We start from the raw sequence: 17903 nt of genomic DNA on the forward strand, positions 1-17903 counted from the left end.
GTCCCATTTTTGGCTGCATTGTACATATCTCCAGCTTTCTTTAAACCCGAACTCAAACCATTCTTGGAATACTCGTAAGTATTGGAGAACCATGATGTAGTCCCATTTTTGACTGTGTTGTATCCAGCTGCTAACCGAGAGTTGAAACTATTAAAACTTGATATTGAATCCTTACCTAATTCATTCAATTTTTCTAATATACTTTTTTCTTCTTCTTTTTCCCACGTATTCTTAGTAGAAAAAGAGCCTTTATGGTAAGACTTTTGATTTGCAGCACTTACAACCAACGAACCTATTTGTTGCACATAATTATTGAGATTTTTATTACGTTTCAGTAAATTACTTTGTCTATTGTTAGTTCTATTTAATTGAAGATACTTATTTTTTGTAACAATATTCTCAATCATTTTTATAGCAGGAGAATTAAACGATTGTTTTTTCTTTGTATTGTTAAAAATAATATCCTTCTTTTTATCATTGAATGACTTCAGAGCTTTCTCCATTAACTTGCTTATCAAATATATCCCCCCTTCTAAACGAATTTCTAATAAATATCAGAATTGTTTTCCAACTCCACTTCCGAGAACGCAAGCAAAAGCGAGCGCTCCCCCCGTGGCAAAGACCAGAACTCTCCGGGACGGAGATGATGACGCACCCACATGTGATACAAGAACGTGGTCATCCCGCCGGAGTGAATCAGTTTTTTAGGTCTTCAATCTCCACGCCGAAGCCGGATAGTTCGAGCACTTTGTCACCAACCGCATCCAGTTCACCAGCCAGCAACATACGGCGCACCGCCTGCTCTCCACCTGACAACTTCATACGTCCTGTGATGCGGTTGTCTCCCCAGCCGGACAGTTCCAGTCCGCGTACACTCATTTTCACCGTAGCCTCGGAGATCAGCAGGGCATTAAACGTTTCGGTATCCACCTTTTCTTCGGTGCGCCCCTTTGTCGTTTTGCGAATCGTACAGCGTTCGCGAATCTGATCCACTTTGGAAGAAGTCAATCCACGCAAGGTGAGTAGCAGATCCAGACGCTGGATACGCACATTTTCTTCAGGCAGACGTTCTGCCGCCTCAAACAACTGATCCAAAATCTGCTCTTCGGACAAATTTTCATTCATACTCATCGGTTAAAATCTCCTTTTTCTCATGTATTCTCTGAATTCGATGTGCTTCCGTGTTTTTTATAATCATCTTAAGACACCAAAAAGACCGAGAGGTTCCCGGTCTGCTTCAGTGCCCTTGCCTATTGTGAACAAATCCAGTAACGTTTCATAAAAATCAGTTCGCTACAATCGGATTCAGCAATTCGAACCCTTCAAAGGTAAAGCCTGTTTCTTCCGGCACTTCCTCGCCCGCCGTCCAGTTAGCCAGCTGAATTTTATCTACCATGCAATTTTTCAACAGCACACTTTCATGTCCGTACGACTCGGGATCGTCCAGCTTGGAGATAATCTGAAATTTGGTGAAGCCGCGCTTGATCATATCGGACGTAACCTTGTAACCTGTCATCGTACCTGTACCTTTTTTAGCACCGTTTTTGTGAACTTTCCACTCGTTGCCGACCAGATTCAGCTCACGTTTCTCAATCTCTACGCTGGCTTCCAGCTTGTTAATATTGGTCTGCCACACACCATCCATATGCAATTGACCGTGGGTACCGAGAATTACTCTTGACGCATCCAACATGTATATTTCCTCCTTATTATGGTTGAGTGGTTATTGTTCACACATCATAACGATGCCGTCAGAAATCCTCCGAATCACTGTATCCCTAGAATTTCGCTGGCCTCTCCGTTATTTGTATAAACCAACCACTCAACATGTCCTTCTACTTTTTTCACAAAACTACCTACTAGCCTGTTAGCCTGCTTTCAAGCCTTTTACCTTATTGCACGTAAAACGTACCAAACAGTTGCTCCATCACATCTGTCAGCTTCACATTCCATTGCAGGAATACCTGATCTGCCTCCGGTTTCAGCACGGGTGCATCACCGTAATATGCCGGGTCGAGAACAACATCATACCCTTCGGCCTCGATAACATTGCTCTGTGCGAGCAACGCCAAATAAGCCTTCATCGCACCAATCAGTGCCTGACGACCTTCTTCGGTATTGTTCACTTTACCGATATACGTATCTTCTGCGGAGCGCTGCAAATCTGTATTAATCGCATCCATGACCCGGATCGACCGGATTTTTTTCCACGCATTATTTTGTCCAGCAGCGGGGGTAACCAGAGTATTCACGCCACGGAGAGCTTTAACCCGGCGTCCATCGTGGAAGAAAATAAATACGCCATTCTTTACAGCCTGCTCCTGTTCGGCGCGTGTCCAGCGGCGTGTAACATCATCGAAAGGTGTTGCCGCATATGTCGTGGATTCGTTCAGACGTTGTCCAGCGATAAGACCTGCAACATAAGCCGAGGTCTGTGCGGAGCTATAGAAAGCATCGCCCAGACGCACGCCCGTGCCCACATTAATCACACCTTCATGGTTCAGCGTAAGGGAGCGCGTTGCAGCCTTCTGAGCTGCCGAAGCGGACGTATCATCTGCTGTGGAGCCACCGAATACAGCCATGACTGGCTTGCCTTCACTGCGAACCCGTTTGACCCAAGCCGCAAAGCTCGCAAGCAACGCTGCATCCGCCGCATGATCCAGGGCAAGCACATCAAACTGTTCGCCTTCCAGCGCGCCCTGCAAAGCAATGTACTCTGCATTCGTCAGTGCATCATTGCCGCTTACGCCGCCTTTGAAAGCCGCTCCCGATACGTTCGCAACCTCCCCAGTCCCTTCTCCAATCGCCTGAGCCGTGATCCACAGGTTTTGCTCATCGGCATTGATCTCTTTGGCAAGAGTTACAGCAGTAACATCTGCAGTCAAGAGCGCATACAACATGCGGTTGCCTTCAAACAAACGCACTTCAAACTTCGTATTGTCGATCACACCTGGCTGAATCGTTACATAGAAGCCATTCGCACGGTCGCCTGGATACTTTGCATCGAGTTGGAGCACATCCGCACCACCACCGTCTTTCAACGTCAGCGTAGCTGCTTTCGCTACCGAACTTGCCACCCGATAAGCGAGCAGTTTCTTCGGTCCGCCAAGCAAAGCCAGTTTCAAAGACGCATAGGCTGTGCCGTTATCCAGTGCATTTGCCGCAAATGTACGTTCAATTGCCGTTTCACTGTTTACTTCCACAAACGTGTCCACCGGACCCCAGTTAGCCTTGACCGGCACAACGACCGTTCCACGACTGCCCGCCTGAATAGCCGAAGACGCCGCCGCCTGAAAATTCATATACAATCCCGGAAGGACCGGACGATTTGTTTGTTCCCAAGTTCCACCTGCCATTATTCATTCACCTTCGCTTTCAAAAATTGGTTGATTCTTGCCTGTGCTTCTTCAATGGAAAACGTCTGGTGCGCCGCTTCGTGCAGCGCACCAGCCAGCACCTCTGCCTTCACGGCAAAGAGGGCTTCCGAATGATTCATCAGTTCAGCCCGCGTATACTGCGGGAGAACCGGTAACTTTTTTTTCAAAAAGCTTGCCATGTATCTCTCACCTCGTTGGTTTAACAAAATTCAAATGATCTCGTCTCACCTATGAATTTTTGATCCTGTAATCTATAAAATTTCTACGAAGAAGCAGTCTTACTAAAGCTATGAGTCTACATAAGCTAAGGTATAAAACGATCTGAAACTATCCCTTAGTGATAGCTTCTCTGGGGCTTACTTTTACTCGATTCCTTTGTTATGGTGGATCTCACGCATAAGAGGTGCACTTGTAACCGGACGACGGATTCGCTGTGTTAACGTTAGACGAATCTGTCCATTCAGATACGCATCGGCTTGCAAATCCGCTGTTACCTCATCTACTGTCACATAACGTGTATGACTCTCGCCGATCGCGTTAGCTCCAGCTTCCTCACTATCCAATGTAGTCATTGGAATCCGCGATTGAAGTGCCAATTGCTGGACCAGATGACTTGCCGCCTGATCCGTCAGAATTGTATCATCGGTAAGAACATGCCCGATCCACTGTTTGCGTACTTCAAGCGCCGATGTTCCCGCCACGGCGGTACTGTTCCCGTTTAATCGCCACAGTACAGACGGCATCCTATACCCACCTGGCCAACTATTGGCATACACAGACCAGTTCGATCCTAGCATGTTCGCTGTCCAAAGCTGCAGTGCAACAAGCCAAGGATCACCCATGACAGGGCTATTCCCGGTGGCACCTTGCGGTTCAGGAACGTACACTCCAAAGCGCAAACTACGTGTGATCAAACCTGAGGCAACATCTGCACGATCGCTGTCCGTAGAACCCAGATAGAGGCAAGTAAAAGCTCCACCTTCCTCATCCTCCAGCCGCACCTGATGCAAGCCCGCGATTAACGATGCTGACCAGACCTCCACCAGCTCTGCACCCCCGTCTTCCGATCGGGCATACGGTGAAATCTTGATGATTCGCCTGTATCCTGCCCAAGCTGACTTCGGTACTTCTTCGGCAAAAGCAACAACTGCGCATGGACCTGACAACACTTCACCCGAAGCGGGAATATCCTGCACGCGGCCTTCCCAAGCAGGTATAAGAGCCGCAAGCTTCTGCTTTAACGTCTTTTTAATACGTGTGCTAATAGACACATTCATTTCGCCCCCTTCCGCCGTAAAAGTGAATACTGCCCGCATGTTACAGCAACCATGTGGCAGTTCGGGACTCCCCCTTTTTCCATACTCCATGTAGAAACCGGATCAAAATGCAGGGACAATCTCACCGCATCAAAAAGACCAGCCGTATTGGCTGGTCTGTACATTAGCGTATGTGCTTTCGGTGTGTCCCTCGGCAATTGATCCGATAATACTATCTTACAGCCTTTTTCCCCTACCGCGGATGGTGACTGGGTTGACTTGTGCGCGAATAAGGGCGGAGCTTGGGAGGTAAAAAGACGACACTTCTTATGTGATTTTTTTCTCATAAAGATAGACATTTACATGATAAAAACATACCCTTAATAAAGTGATCGTGTTCTATTAGAATGGAGGCGATTAAATGAAGAAATCTGATCTATTTTACATCTGGGTGTTCATCTCAAGTTATTTGGCAGGTGTAGTTGCTTATACTTTGAGTTTATTTCTACTTTATGATGAAAAAATGAGTGGTTGGGGACAACTTCTCATGTGGACAGCCCCCTCTTTTTTCACAGTAACCTTGCTATTATTTCTCTTATCCATTCTTCTATTGAAATTGATGAATAAGTACTTTCTTTGGACACAAACGCTGTTATTCACACTTGCAGCCATTGTCCCCGTATATTCTATCCCTATTCTTCCTGGATTTTGGAACTTTACAAGCAGTGCTTTTCTATTTTCTCCAGAAGGAATGTTGTTCTACCTATTTTTCTTTATCTCATCTCTCATGTCTTCTTATGGGTTATGGATCGCACATAAGCGTCACAATAATAAATCATTTCTCATACTTTCTTTTGTCGTAGCTATGATGTTCGTCATCATAGTTGCTTGGAATTGAGAATAGGAAAGCGAGCTACCGTTCATGAATAGCTCGCTTTATTCGTTCTCAACTTAAACTACAGCCCATTTCTCCTGTCATTCTAAAACATGATTTTAATTCATCCTCACCTGCGGGCTCAGTGTAATTTCGAACGCACGTCCCCAGATGAAATCAGGGTTATTGTATTCCAGAAGTGCACCGTTATACGTAGCGTACGTCAGTTCTCCGTCACATATTTGACGGATGGCCGGGTTGCCTTGTCCGAAAGCCGGTTTGCTTGCCAATTCAGCAGTATAGGTCTGCATGAGATCGCGTAACAAGCTTTGCAGATGAGCGTAGTCCTCTTCCGAGTTAAACAGCACCATATTCTGATCCGCCAGTGTTGCCACATTGGTATACAGGGCATGCGCACGCGAATAGGTGCGAACATCGGCAATGGCTACCGCTTTGTAGCTGTAGTCCTTCAGGAAACGTTTGAACAATAGTGAGCCGTGTGCATTCATCGCATCCCGCAACTTATGTTCATGCTTTTCCGTAGTGATCAGCGCAAATCTCGATTGTGCCATGCCAACCGCAAGACCAATTTTGTTTCCCGGTGTATTCCAGGCACTGTATCCCAGTACACGTCCGGTATATGGACTATTGAGCAACGCTTCAGCCACATCGACGTTCGCAGGCCCTTTGCCCACAAAATCAATCAGGATCGAAGGCACCCCCTGCTCCCCATTCGTTGCCAAACGCTCCACCGCCTCCTGCACCTGATCAAGTGCTGTAATGGCGATGATCTCCATATCCACTGCGGAATCTGCCCCATCCTCAATCATAACACCGCCGACGATATCGACGTGGTGGACCACGTTTTGGTGTACATCCATATATTCATAGGTATTGATGATCGTCGAACCGTGTGGCCCGTAATACTTCACACCATATTTTGTTTTAGCCCCACCTCTGAACAGCTGATTCGCCATCCGTGCGACCAAAGCATGTCCCAATCCATCGGCATCCGGCAAAATAATCGCACGATCCGGGTTCTGTCCATCCGTACCGCCAAGCCATTCGTTAATCCGCGCTTCGACATACTTGATCTCGTTGATCTGAACCCCTTGGGTATTCGCATCATCCACCCCAACGGCAAGGAAATCAATATATCCTGTACGAGCCAGTTGATCCAGAATGTAACGGTTGGTTTTGAACTTGTGCTGTCTTGTATTATAGTATTTCGGTTTATCGAAATATGTGGTTTCCCCGTATTCTACTCCATCTGGAGAAACGTTATATCCTTGAATAATATCTTCAAATTCCGTGAAGGTTTGGCGTGGTTGTTGCATCAGAGAGCGAGATTCATTATACGCATCCAGTGCCAATCCATCTGCAAACGAAGTCGTTGCCAGTCGCATAATCGTATCCATCACAAACAACGGTTTGCGCGGGTACTTCGTTTTAATGATTCGAATGACGTCCAGCAAATGAGTCGTATGCTCGTCATATGACGGATACGTTCCGCCGCCGTTTTCGCGAAGCTGACGGCTGCCGATCAATCCACCGTAAGCGAGCATATCCGTTGAAATGATGAAACCGTCTGCCTTCGCTGCATGTTTGACAATGAAATCATAGATGTTGGACGGATTCCCGTAAATGGGCGTCGAAGTGCCCAGCAGCATTGTGCCGTCGGTCGTCTTCTTCGTATCCAAACGGTTCTTGATATCTTTCAGGTTGGGTGTAACGATGTGAAGACCGGCTGCTTTACCTTGTACAATTACGTCATCCAGATTCGCCGGACGATCATCGAGTGGTACATACAATACTGTTTTCATATCATGTAGCCTCCTGTTTTTTGATATTCTTCAATACCCGATCAGGGCAAGGGCGCAATCACCGAAATGAAAAAAAACCAGCATTTGCTGGCCTGACTTTCGTACGGGATCTACTTTTCTGTTTCTTGCACGTCGTATAGACTTTGTACACTGTACGCTACACGTTGCTCCCCTTGCTTCTGATCCGATAATATCATCTTACCTTCTTTTCCCCCTCACGCTGACGGTGTTTCGGATGAATTACGCCGATTTCTCGTTGGTTTTCTGCGAGAAAATGGGAATGACGAAAAAGCACCTGCCGCTTGGACAAGTGCTTGATTTAATGAACGTTAATTTTGAGTAATGGATCTTTCTAAGGTTTACTCGATACATATAGATTGTATAGAATGTGATTTGTTCGTTATACTTCCTACGCAATAATATAACGGAAGTTCTCCCAAATTTCAGGTATAGGTTCCTCATGTTTGGCATGGTGATAGAAGCTGAACGGAAATTTGAAAATATGCCCGCCATACCAGTCACGGCAGCGCCGATCCGTCAACCAGTACTCCAATTCATGCGGAAGAGCACGTGACCGCTCAGCTTGTTCTAATGGTAACATGTCCACAGGGGATTGCAGCGTGGCTGCCTCCGGCGTCAGATCGATATCACGGCTCAGGCGCAAGGCCTTGACCATTTTGAGAAAAGGTGGAATGCCTTTATAAAACAGGGCCTGATATCCCAGCTCATAAAGCATGTTCAGCGCATGACCGTAGGTAAGCATATGTCCAATCAGATCATGATGGGCTTCCGCTTGATAAATCGTACGAAACGCACCAAGTTCCTCCAGAATGAACTGAGACAACTGAATCGGATGCAGTATCTCAGGAAAATTGTCATTCTCGTTCAGCTGCATATGGCGAATCTCTTTCACCGTTGTATTCACCCAGGATCTGCCTGGAATCGTGCGTTCAAATGACTCAATTAATTGAGCAATCTGCTCAATCTCTTCTACGGTGCCCCATCCTTCCAGTTCACGAATGGCTTTGAGACTAATCGCTCCATAGATCACTTGGTGTCCTACCCAGTGCAACTCGCCAATCGTGTGCTCCAGCGCGTCTGCGATACGCGCTTCGGCTTCTTCTAACGGCATGCGTTCACTTGGTGAAGCCGTATGGCTGATATGTGTCCCATGCTGGCGAAGCATCGCTTTCGCTTCCGCGGTAACACTGCCAGCGGCAAGGGCCGTGAGACGATTTTCCCTCACCCAAAAGTAAGCCGCAATTGCCCCTGCCCCATAATGGGCATGCCATAGATCACCGGTGCGTTCCCGACTGGAGGCAATTGTCGCTAGTCCCTCTTCCAACAAACGTCGATCCAAGTGTGCCATCCCCCTTCAAGTTATGGAAGCCTCGCTACAAGCCGGACTACTCCTGATCTCAATAAAATAAAGCGTTTACTTCTATAACATGATGGAGTTCAGATACTTATTCCCCTTTTGCGCTATATCTGATCTAAAGATATTTTATACGGACACTCCAGTGGCGGAATATCCTGGAGAGTCGCTGCCGTCTCCCTCAAATTGAAGCTTGCCCACTTGATGGATCGTAGCTTCTAACGGGAAAATCTGTGCCTTTTGATTAGAGAAAAACCATACTCGTTCCTTCCTCACCACAATAAACAAACCGTTTCGATCACCTACAGGAGAAAACGTATCACTTCCTTCGCCCCAGCGGGATAATCCTACTTTCTCCAGTTCGTGCACTGTGGCTGGCACATCCTCCGAAACCAGCCCGATCTCACACACCTTCAAAATATCTGCCACCGAAAATGCGCGCTCTTGCTCGTTATTTTCCTTATGATGAGCAATCAGCTCTACGATATTTCCGGCCGGGTCTTCAAAATATAGTGAGTGCGAGTCCCAATTGTTAGAGTGAGTTTCATCCCGCTCTCCATCTGTACTTAGCCTCACCCGTGACGCCGCCCACTGCTTGGCTTCCTGAAACTGATTCGTCGGGATCATCCAGGCAAAATGATAGAACGGCGCTCGGCCCTTTCCCTCTACTTGGGATGCAGTGTTCCAATGTTTGAATATCATTTTGGTACTTCCAGCCTGCAAAGTGAAGGCTTCCTCCACAGGATTAATCTCGGATACCCTCATGCCCAGCGTAACTCCATAGAAATGATGCAGTTCCTCCAGCTTTACGCTATAAAACAGTACTTCCTCTATGATCATATGCTTCTCCCATGCATTTTCTCCCATTCACTCCACGGCACCAAACCAAGCTCTGGCTTCGCTTCGTCCGGCAGCACAGCAATGAATTCTAACGAGTGACCATCCGGATCGGCAAAGTAAACAGAAACCGCTGGCATCCAGCCAAAAACATATGGCTCTCCAATGTCATCATCCAGAAAATTACGGGTGGCGATGCCCTTGTTTTCAAGGTATTCAACGGCATGTTTCATATCTTCCAGGGATACTTGAAAAGCAAAGTGCTGACGTTGCACCTGCGCGGGATCTTTCTCCCACAACCCTAGCATGGCATGGTGCTCGCCGCCAATCCAGTAAAATAAGTATCCGCGTTCCGGGTTTTCACTAGCAAGAGGTAATCCAAGTACCTTCTCGTAGAAATGATGTGATCTTTGAAGGTCTGTAACATTCAGATGGGTTTCATATAAACCTTTAATCATGATGTATTCCCTCCTTCTATTTCGTTAAAATGATGAATTTTATTAATTGAAATGATGCCCTAATTGTCAGCCTGGATTACTCTACAGTGCGCTTCTTGCCGCCGTTAACGTCTGAGCCAGATTCAGAAAAGAGCCCAGTACACGCTGCACCCGTTCCTCAATATCCTGACTTCCTTCGTATTCCTCATATCCGTCAAACGTCGCTTCAAATCGTCTGCGCTGCGCACCACCAATGGAAATCCATTCTGGAGCATTAATTCCGTGCAGATTACGTACCATGGTTTGCATTTGGGTAAGTGAGCTTACCCCAACCGCTCCTCCCGCGGAGCTGATCGACAGAACGGGTTTGCCGCTGAAATGAGCCTGACTTAGATGATCCAGCGCATTTTTAAGCACACCGCTTATGCTACCGTGGTACTCCGGTGTAGAAAGAATGATGGCATCCGCCGCAAGCATCAAGGTATTCAATGCTGCCAGGTTCTCGTCAGTCTCTTGCTTTTCATCCGGAGCATAGAATGGCAGTGGTTTTTCATACAGATTAAACAAGCTCGCTTCGTGTCCTTGTCCTTGAATGATCTCTACGGCATATTCACCCAGACGTGTGCTCGTTGCATTTCTTCGGTTGCTGCCTGCCAATATCACAATATTCATTACAATCACTCTCCTGATCGCTGTTATTATCGTCATCCATGCTCTTGCTTCTCGACTTTGGTTATCCTTATTTTACCTTGATGCAGGGCAGCATTCGTCAGCTAATGGACTTAACTTCAGCACAAAAAAACTCAACCTTTCGGTTGAGTTCATACGACTTTAGTCTGAATTTTGTCTGAATTTGGCGACTACAATGATAGCCTGCAACTCATTACAGTTCCCAGCCATTCCGAACAGCATGAAGCGCTGCCTGAGTACGGTCTGCAAGCCCCAGTTTATCCAGTAGATGACTGACATGTGTTTTGACTGTTTTCTCGGTAATCACAAGCCGAACCGCAATCTCTTTATTGCTCAGCCCTTGAGCGATCAGCCCCAGCACTTCGCGTTCACGGCGAGTGAGTGCATTTAGACCTTCATCGGACGGAGGACTCGATGGATTAGAGTTCCATGAATGACTTGAATGATTTGAACGACTTGAATAACCTGGTTCATCTAACTTACTCGGATTACTCCGTTCACTTGGTCCACTCGTTTGGTGTACAGTCTGGTTCGAACCTTGGAAAAGCGTTTCCTCTTGAGAGCTGCCCTCCACTCGACTTGCTTCTGACAGCATATCCATCGACGCCATGACGTGCATCAATTGACTTGCAGCCGCCGGATGTAATTCGACCTGACCGGAATGCACATTACGGATCGCAACGGCTAAATCCTCAGGCTCGATATCTTTGAGCAGATAGCCCTTTACGCCTGCACGAACGGCAGGAACGACATGATCCTGATCCGAGAACGAAGTTAGCACGATGATCCGTGTATGTGGCAGCAGATTACGCAAACGCCTGGCTGTTTCAATACCGTCCATGACAGGCATATGAAGATCCATCAGAATAACATCCGGCTCCAGGTCCTGCGCTTGCTCCAAGGCTTCTTGCCCATTCGATGCTTCACCGATAACCTTCATATCCTCCTGCGTTTTCAGAAAAACATGTAGTCCCCGTCTGACCATGACATGATCGTCGGCAAGTAATATTCTAATCGGCATCTTTGCCTGCCTCCTGACTCTATTCCGATTCATACGGAAGTGGTATAACTGCCGTCACGGTTGTTCCTTTACGCGAAGAACTCCATATATTGAGCTTGCCTCCGAGTGATTGCGCACGCTCTCTCATAATCGACAATCCGAGTGAACTTTCCGATGATGGCATCCGTCGCTTGGCACCGCCCTTCCCCCGATCGGAGATCGTGAGCTTCGCTTCACGTTCACTGAATTCAAGCTGTATGCATGCCGAGGATACCCCTGCGTGCTTCCGAATATTGTTCAGCGCCTCCTGACCAATACGCCACAAACCTTCTTCAATAAAACGTGGTATGGAGCGCATCCCCTTACGATCAGCGATAACTTGAAGCCCCTGTTTTGCACCGTACTCCTGAAGCGCGCTTACCAATCCGGCCTCCAAACCTGATGGACGAAGTTGCATAATCAACGCTCGCATCTCCTTGAGCGCTTCCTGGGACAAAGCTCGTATATCTCTCATCACTTCTGCTGCCGGATGCACCGGTTCCGAACCGGAGAGCATACTCTCTGCACCTTTCGCCGTCAGCGATAGGGAGAATAAAATCTGATTCACCGAATCATGCAAATCCCGAGCAAGCCGATTCCGCTCTTCAAGCCTCGCCAGTTCGCGCCGATGATCTGCCAGCTTCAAGCTCTCACGTGAAGCAATGATATGTTCTGCCAGAGCCTCAAGGACTTCCTTGTCTGCCCGGATCAGATCAAGGGATCGTGATTCAGTACCAACGATCAGCACTCCCGGTTCCTCTGGTGCATGATATGGAAGAGGTACACCAACTCCTGATGCAAATTCACCCCATTGAAATTCAAGCCTGAATTGGCCGAATATTTCAGCAAGTTCATCTGCGGATAGGATGGCTGCACGATAGTGATCCACGATCCGATCCATAAGGCGTGTCCCTTCCAAGGAAAGGGGATCTGGCGTGTCCGTCCATACCTCACCATGAGCATACATTGCATGTATATGAAATGTGCTATTCGTTTGTTGTACAAGAGCAGCGAACGGCCAATCAAAATGCTTGCCAAGTAACCTTACTACGGTGTCAGGCAATGCATTCGACTCGGTACACTCATTGATCGCAAGACTTAATGCTGTACCGAAATCTCCGAGCCGGGCATAAAGTTCTGCCCGTCGTTGCTCCGCACGATACAATCGCATTCGCTCCATTGCACTGCCAATCTGATAGGCTACCGCCTGCAAAAGCGCGAGTTCGCTATCGCTGAAAACCTCTTTACCTGGCGCTGCCACATTGAGCAGTCCCAACATTCGTTCACCCGAGCGCAGTGGGACTGTAGCGTGGTGTGTAATATCCTGTGTGTCTCCCCACTTAAACTCCACAGCATCTTCAAGACGTTTGCAGTTAATGATATTAACCGCATGCTGCAGCCTTCCATCCCTGAAACGATTGATACACCAGCACGTTCCCGTTCTCATGGGCTCTTTATCGTTTCGAATTAAAGCTGGCGGCAGGTTATAGTCTGATACACAGGCATACTCTCCGCGTTCATCGATGAGAAAAAGCCATCCCGCCGTGAGTCCGGTTAGCTCAAGTAATTTGCCAACCACCGTATCCAGCATCAGACTAAGGTCATTGGAGGTGTTTAACGTTTCCGCAATGGTTTTCAGTGTCACCATTTCCTGCATTCCAGCCTCTTCCGGCATTCGCACTCCTCCTCAGATGCTCCGTCTGTGATTTTGTCCAAACCATTGTAACCAATCCTTCGGGGATATGAAAGCTTCAACTTTTTGACTAATGCTCAGCCAAGCTTCTTCCGTTCTTTTCTTGTGCATGACAGAGGTTCCATATTCATCAGCCCACGGTCAGACAAAGCCAGCGCCAATTTGTAAAAAGCACGGGTACGAATCTTGGTATAGGTATCCTTGCTCACAGGCGGATCAAAAACATGGTTGTATATTTTATAGTCAAAGACATCATCGTCCTTCATATAGCGCTCGTTTACCAATACCCGTTCTTTCTCACTGAGCCGAGATACGATATGATCAATGGTATCGCAGTAAGCCTGACGCGCACGCTGGACATCCACATTAAAGATTGCTGTTTTCGCGGTAGAATCTCCTGTGACATTGGTAGCTCCATGAAAACGTTCCGTATAACTTGCAGTCACCTGCACCTCACGTTCTTCAAAAGCAATCGTTTTATAAATCCGATACTTCTCCAATACAGCCTCGACAGCTGCCTGCGTTTTCCGACGATCCAATTCCGGTAATATCAATTCCATATTTGTCATCGTTGCCATAGTCATTCTCCTCCTAATGTTAATTCACTCTATATTTCATTCCATTTTGACGACTCATACTGATCTTTCTGCTCATCCCCATCTTCTAGCGAGGACTGTCTCCCACATAGAATTGTTCCGATTTTTCAAAACATAACGTTTTTTATTTTTTTCTTCCGTTGCCTTTTGGAAACGACTCCCTGTTTACATTATGTTCGTACTTTGTTCGTATTTCTATTAGAGGATACCACTTTCTGGAGAAAAGAGTAAACCTTCATTTTGGGTCATTTAGACGATAAAATAAAACCTTCGCTCTCATTTCCTATACCTTTTGGCATAATTGTTTCATATCTCTTTACCTAATGGTATATATACGATATAGTACAGATAATTACTGAACTCGTATAAGTCATTTGTTTTTTATTATTTAAGAAGAGCGATCATTTGCACGATAACGGAGAGGACAGAACGAACCGGAAGAAGCGGAGCGTTCGCCTTTATCACCGGATTTCTCCCCTTGAGGAGAAGAATATTGGAAATCCGGGGATAACAGCGATCGGTAGGTTGTTCTGTTATCGGAGTGTCCTGTGCAACAGCGTTGTCTTAACTTATAATCACAAGCACTTATGACGAGTCGAAGGAGATGCATGAGTTGTGGAGCACGCTTTTGGTCCTTATATGAAACAACTGCGAGAGCAGCAGGGATTCAGCATCAACCAGCTCGCCGAAGCGGCTGGAATAAGCAATTCACAGATTTCACGGATTGAAAATGGTGTGCGCGGGGTGCCTAAACCAGCAACGATCCGAAAAATTGCCGACGCACTCGCCGTACCTTACTCAGACATGATGAAACAGGCAGGTTATATGGAGACAGGCCTTGAGGCGAACCCTCAGGAAGTACCGGAATGGGCGACGTACAAGGATCGCCGGGATTTTAAAAAAATGCTGGAGGATGACGACGATCTGATGTTCGACGGAATTCCATTGGATGAAGAGGACAAGAAACGGATCAAAGACGTGCTGACTGGTTTGTTCTGGGAAGCCAAACAGATGAATAAACGGAAAAAGCCAGGCGAATCGGATCAACGCCCATGAGACCAGGACGCGAGTTCAAACTTATTGAAACTGCAGGTGAGATCATATGGATGACATCGTAACCAAGCTGATTCGCAAACACCGAACCAACTGTCCGTTCAGCATTGCCCGTGCTGTAGGAATACAGATTCGTTTTACGAATCTGGGCAAATCGACGAAAGGGCTGTATTTCCGTAAACTTCGTCGCAGATTTATTGTGATTCACAATGACTTGCCCCCTGAATGGCAGCGATTTGTATGTGCACATGAACTGGGGCATGACAGACTGCACAAAGGAATTAACCGTTTCTTCCTTGAGGAGCATTCCTACTTCGCTCCAGGCAAATTGGAGAGACAAGCCAATCTTTTTGCCATTCAACTATTGACGGCCGGAGTCACACCGGAACCGGAAGAATCTCTTGAGAAATTTTGCTTACGTACCGGACTGCCGCGTGATGCGCAGCATTTTTTTTACAGCAATTAAGAACATACGTTCTTTACCATGTAGTGTTGAACCCGTTTTCCAGGCAGAATCAGATGTCACTTTCAGGTTACTTATTTTTACGCAAATCACGAGATTTCCTCAACATAGTCTGTTAAAATACTACATGAGCTGTATAAACGCTCTAATAGATTACTATTTTGGGAGGTTTCGGATTCATGAAAAACTGGAAAAACGTTGTTTCACTTCTGCTAACGGTTTGTTTACTGTTTGGCAGTGTAGGCATTGCGGCAGCAGCAACGGATTCTGCTCCAGGCACAGGTAAACATATCACTATCCTACATACCAATGACATGCATGCTCGAGCAGTGGAACAATCACCTGCTATGGGTTTTGCCAAAGTCGCAGGCATCGTTGACAAATATCGTAGCGAAAATCCAAACACCCTCTTGCTGGATGCAGGCGATGCGGTACACGGTACCACATTTGCAACTCTTGTTAGAGGCGAGAGCATTGTGCAGGTCATGAACGAAATAGGCTATCAGGCGATGGTACCTGGTAACCATGAATTCAACTATGGCTCGGAACGTCTCATGGAGCTGGCGAAGATGATGAAATTCCCTATGCTCAGTGCAAACGTAAAGAAAAAAGATGGAACTCGTATCTTCGAACCGTACCTTATCAAAGAAGTTGATGGTGTGAAGATCGGGATTATCGCATTGACCACGCCAGAAACGATGTACAAAACGAATCCGAAAAACGTAGAAGGTTTGCAAATTACTGACCCTTCTACAGAAGCAAAAGTTCTCGTGAATGAAATTCGCAGCAAAGTCGATGTTGTTGTAGTTCTCGGACACCTTGGACAAGATGTTTCCAGTACGGATACAAGCTTCAAAGTCGTTAAAGAGGTGCCAGGCATTGATGTGTTCATCGATGGACATAGCCATACCGTATTGAAAAACGGACTTGTATCTGATCATGGAACTTTGATTGCAAGTGCAGGTGAATATACCAATTATGTAGGTGTCATTGACCTGTGGGTAGACGGCGGCAAAGTTTCGAAGAAAACAGCAACATTAGTGGATGAAACCGGGGCCAAAGACATTAAACCCAATGGGAATGTTGCAGCACTCGTAAGTTCCATTCAGAAAAAACAAGAACCGATCCTGAAAGAAGAAGTAGCAAATACCGCTGTTCTACTCGACGGCAAACGTGAACAAGTACGTGCTGGCGAGACCAATCTAGGAGACTTGCTGGCTGATGCAATCCGTGATGTCAGCAAAGCCGATATCGCTTTGACTAACGGCGGAGGTATTCGTGCTTCTATTGAAAAGGGCATCGTAACTAAAGGTGATGTCATTACCGTTCTTCCCTTTGGCAACCAAGTCGTTACCCTTGATGTAAAAGGCTCTGATGTACTCGCAGCCCTGGAGAACGGTGTAGGTTCCTACCCGGAACCAAGTGGTGGATTCCCGCAAGTATCCGGAATTACATTCAAAATTGACGCCGCTGCTGCAAAAGGTAGCCGTGTTCATACCGTAATGGTCGGTGATAAAGCTCTTGATCCAGCCGCGACCTACACCCTTGCAACCAATGACTTCACAGCTGTCGGCGGTGATGAGTACACGATGTTCGCCAAGTATCCAACAACCGGTATGTACGGTGCACTGGATGAGGCATTGATCAACTACATGCAAAAACTCGGCGCAGTCGATATTAAAACCGACGGCCGCATAAGTGAAGGCAAGAAAGCCGCTGTAGAACCAGAAGCACCGGGTACTGAGGCTCCGGCCCCTGTTCCAGCACCAACACCAACCAAGCCTCAACCAGAAAAACCAAAGCCGGAGAAACCGGTCAAACCAGCACCGGGGAAACCAGCTCCAGCCCCTGCTAAATTGCATATCGTAAAATCAGGCGAGTCTCTGTATTCGATCTCCAAACAATATGGTACAACATGGCAGACACTTCAACAGATCAACAAAATCAAAAACCCACACTGGATTTATCCAGGTCAGACATTGAAGTTGCCTGCTGCTTCTTAATCTGCAACCATTTCGAATAAACGACGAAAGGGAGTCCTTACCCAGATCACTGGCTAAGGACTCCCTTTCGTTTTCTATTTCAAAAATAAATCTCTTGCATGCCGCTTTCGGCTTCAAAGTTGATGTCTACCCCCTGCTGAACTAGAACATATATGCCTGTAATATCCGTATTTATGCGATTTACGGCGCGGATGATGCACAACCACGCTTACGCTAGTTTTGCATACTTATACCCGTATCACTTTGAATAGCCCAGCCTAACGTATCTTTATAAGCAAAAGCACAATTAATCTGATTTTTATTTTCCAGCTATAGTCACTTGGTACGATTATTTTCTGTGATTAGACATTCTTTCTACTTCTAGAGTCCCGTTTTCCAAGGAACCTC

18 protein-coding genes are annotated in these 17903 nt (G+C 46.7%); 4 read left to right on the plus strand and 14 right to left on the minus strand.

Going from position 1 to position 17903, the window contains the following annotated elements; genetic code table 11:
• From BLQ13_RS28475 to BLQ13_RS09175, 6 genes are all read right to left on the minus strand, one after another.
• Window positions 1–518: hypothetical protein (locus tag BLQ13_RS28475; protein ID WP_167375690.1), on the minus strand; the 518-nt coding region annotated here is incomplete at its 3' end.
• A 178-nt stretch (window positions 519–696) separates the two neighbouring features.
• Entirely contained in the window at window positions 697–1131 is a 435-nt protein-coding gene (locus BLQ13_RS09155; RefSeq protein ID WP_090918338.1) for a phage tail assembly chaperone, read from the minus strand.
• 154 nt (window positions 1132–1285) lie between these two features.
• On the minus strand, window positions 1286–1693 hold the full coding sequence (locus BLQ13_RS09160; protein WP_090918340.1) for a phage tail tube protein: 408 nt from the start codon (window positions 1691–1693) through the stop codon (window positions 1286–1288).
• A gap of 199 nt (window positions 1694–1892) precedes the next feature.
• Window positions 1893–3356, minus strand: coding sequence for a phage tail sheath subtilisin-like domain-containing protein (locus tag BLQ13_RS09165; protein WP_090918342.1), 1464 nt, complete (start codon window positions 3354–3356; stop codon window positions 1893–1895).
• Window positions 3356–3556, minus strand: coding sequence for a YqzN/YkzM domain-containing protein (locus tag BLQ13_RS09170; RefSeq protein ID WP_090918345.1), 201 nt, complete (start codon window positions 3554–3556; stop codon window positions 3356–3358). The genes BLQ13_RS09165 and BLQ13_RS09170 overlap by 1 nt, the downstream gene beginning before the upstream one ends.
• Window positions 3557–3739: 183 nt before the next feature.
• Window positions 3740–4648, minus strand: a complete 909-nt coding sequence (locus BLQ13_RS09175) for a hypothetical protein (protein ID WP_139168870.1) — start codon at window positions 4646–4648, stop codon at window positions 3740–3742.
• Window positions 4649–5054: 406 nt separating this feature from the next.
• Between BLQ13_RS09175 and BLQ13_RS09180 the strand changes: the two genes are divergently transcribed.
• Window positions 5055–5531: a hypothetical protein gene (locus tag BLQ13_RS09180; protein ID WP_090918349.1), complete on the plus strand. Its 477-nt coding sequence runs from the start codon at window positions 5055–5057 to the stop codon at window positions 5529–5531.
• Window positions 5532–5626: 95 nt separating this feature from the next.
• On the opposite strand, the gene BLQ13_RS09185 is transcribed toward BLQ13_RS09180, so the two are convergent.
• The 8 genes from BLQ13_RS09185 to BLQ13_RS09220 form a co-directional block, all read right to left on the minus strand.
• Window positions 5627–7330, minus strand: coding sequence for a DUF4127 family protein (locus tag BLQ13_RS09185; RefSeq protein WP_090918352.1), 1704 nt, complete (start codon window positions 7328–7330; stop codon window positions 5627–5629).
• A 409-nt stretch (window positions 7331–7739) separates the two neighbouring features.
• Window positions 7740–8690, minus strand: coding sequence for a hypothetical protein (locus BLQ13_RS09190; RefSeq protein ID WP_244159259.1), 951 nt, complete (start codon window positions 8688–8690; stop codon window positions 7740–7742).
• Between the two features lie 144 nt (window positions 8691–8834).
• Entirely contained in the window at window positions 8835–9545 is a 711-nt protein-coding gene (locus BLQ13_RS09195; protein WP_090918355.1) for a VOC family protein, read from the minus strand.
• Window positions 9542–10000 (minus strand): VOC family protein, encoded by a 459-nt coding sequence (locus BLQ13_RS09200; protein WP_090918357.1) that lies wholly within the window; start codon window positions 9998–10000, stop codon window positions 9542–9544. Before BLQ13_RS09200 ends, BLQ13_RS09195 begins: the two co-directional genes overlap by 4 nt.
• A gap of 81 nt (window positions 10001–10081) precedes the next feature.
• Complete coding sequence (locus BLQ13_RS09205; protein ID WP_090918359.1) at window positions 10082–10651, minus strand: NADPH-dependent FMN reductase; 570 nt, start codon at window positions 10649–10651, stop codon at window positions 10082–10084.
• A 211-nt stretch (window positions 10652–10862) separates the two neighbouring features.
• Window positions 10863–11690: a response regulator gene (locus BLQ13_RS29085; RefSeq protein ID WP_090918361.1), complete on the minus strand. Its 828-nt coding sequence runs from the start codon at window positions 11688–11690 to the stop codon at window positions 10863–10865.
• Window positions 11691–11709: 19 nt separating this feature from the next.
• On the minus strand, window positions 11710–13383 hold the full coding sequence (locus tag BLQ13_RS09215) for a GAF domain-containing sensor histidine kinase (RefSeq protein ID WP_090918363.1): 1674 nt from the start codon (window positions 13381–13383) through the stop codon (window positions 11710–11712).
• 95 nt (window positions 13384–13478) lie between these two features.
• Complete coding sequence (locus BLQ13_RS09220) at window positions 13479–13961, minus strand: ArpU family phage packaging/lysis transcriptional regulator (protein ID WP_090918475.1); 483 nt, start codon at window positions 13959–13961, stop codon at window positions 13479–13481.
• Between the two features lie 675 nt (window positions 13962–14636).
• Between BLQ13_RS09220 and BLQ13_RS09225 the strand changes: the two genes are divergently transcribed.
• The 3 genes from BLQ13_RS09225 (at window position 14637) to BLQ13_RS09235 (ending at window position 17516) form a co-directional block, all read left to right on the plus strand.
• A complete protein-coding gene (locus BLQ13_RS09225; protein WP_090918477.1) occupies window positions 14637–15053 on the plus strand; it encodes a helix-turn-helix domain-containing protein in 417 nt (138 codons plus the stop codon).
• Window positions 15054–15099: 46 nt separating this feature from the next.
• The gene (locus tag BLQ13_RS09230) at window positions 15100–15516 is read left to right on the plus strand and encodes an ImmA/IrrE family metallo-endopeptidase (protein ID WP_090918365.1); all 417 of its coding nucleotides are present in this window, start codon (window positions 15100–15102) and stop codon (window positions 15514–15516) included.
• A gap of 176 nt (window positions 15517–15692) precedes the next feature.
• Window positions 15693–17516, plus strand: a complete 1824-nt coding sequence (locus BLQ13_RS09235; RefSeq protein ID WP_090918367.1) for a 5'-nucleotidase C-terminal domain-containing protein — start codon at window positions 15693–15695, stop codon at window positions 17514–17516.
• Window positions 17517–17903: the final 387 nt, after the last annotated feature.

Source organism: Paenibacillus polysaccharolyticus, from assembly GCF_900102085.1.
GTDB classification, from domain to species: Bacteria; Bacillota; Bacilli; order Paenibacillales; family Paenibacillaceae; genus Paenibacillus; species Paenibacillus polysaccharolyticus.

Coding starts and splice junctions, on each gene's coding strand:
- BLQ13_RS09155 (WP_090918338.1), bottom strand. CDS start 1,131: ATGAGTATGAATGAAAATTTGTCCGAAGAGCAGATTTTGGATCAGTTG.
- BLQ13_RS09160 (WP_090918340.1), bottom strand. CDS start 1,693: ATGTTGGATGCGTCAAGAGTAATTCTCGGTACCCACGGTCAATTGCAT.
- BLQ13_RS09165 (WP_090918342.1), bottom strand. CDS start 3,356: ATGGCAGGTGGAACTTGGGAACAAACAAATCGTCCGGTCCTTCCGGGA.
- BLQ13_RS09170 (WP_090918345.1), bottom strand. CDS start 3,556: ATGGCAAGCTTTTTGAAAAAAAAGTTACCGGTTCTCCCGCAGTATACG.
- BLQ13_RS09180 (WP_090918349.1), top strand. CDS start 5,055: ATGAAGAAATCTGATCTATTTTACATCTGGGTGTTCATCTCAAGTTAT.
- BLQ13_RS09185 (WP_090918352.1), bottom strand. CDS start 7,330: ATGAAAACAGTATTGTATGTACCACTCGATGATCGTCCGGCGAATCTG.
- BLQ13_RS09195 (WP_090918355.1), bottom strand. CDS start 9,545: ATGATCATAGAGGAAGTACTGTTTTATAGCGTAAAGCTGGAGGAACTG.
- BLQ13_RS09200 (WP_090918357.1), bottom strand. CDS start 10,000: ATGATTAAAGGTTTATATGAAACCCATCTGAATGTTACAGACCTTCAA.
- BLQ13_RS09205 (WP_090918359.1), bottom strand. CDS start 10,651: ATGAATATTGTGATATTGGCAGGCAGCAACCGAAGAAATGCAACGAGC.
- BLQ13_RS29085 (WP_090918361.1), bottom strand. CDS start 11,690: ATGCCGATTAGAATATTACTTGCCGACGATCATGTCATGGTCAGACGG.
- BLQ13_RS09215 (WP_090918363.1), bottom strand. CDS start 13,383: ATGCCGGAAGAGGCTGGAATGCAGGAAATGGTGACACTGAAAACCATT.
- BLQ13_RS09220 (WP_090918475.1), bottom strand. CDS start 13,961: ATGGAATTGATATTACCGGAATTGGATCGTCGGAAAACGCAGGCAGCT.
- BLQ13_RS09225 (WP_090918477.1), top strand. CDS start 14,637: ATGAAACAACTGCGAGAGCAGCAGGGATTCAGCATCAACCAGCTCGCC.
- BLQ13_RS09230 (WP_090918365.1), top strand. CDS start 15,100: ATGGATGACATCGTAACCAAGCTGATTCGCAAACACCGAACCAACTGT.
- BLQ13_RS09235 (WP_090918367.1), top strand. CDS start 15,693: ATGAAAAACTGGAAAAACGTTGTTTCACTTCTGCTAACGGTTTGTTTA.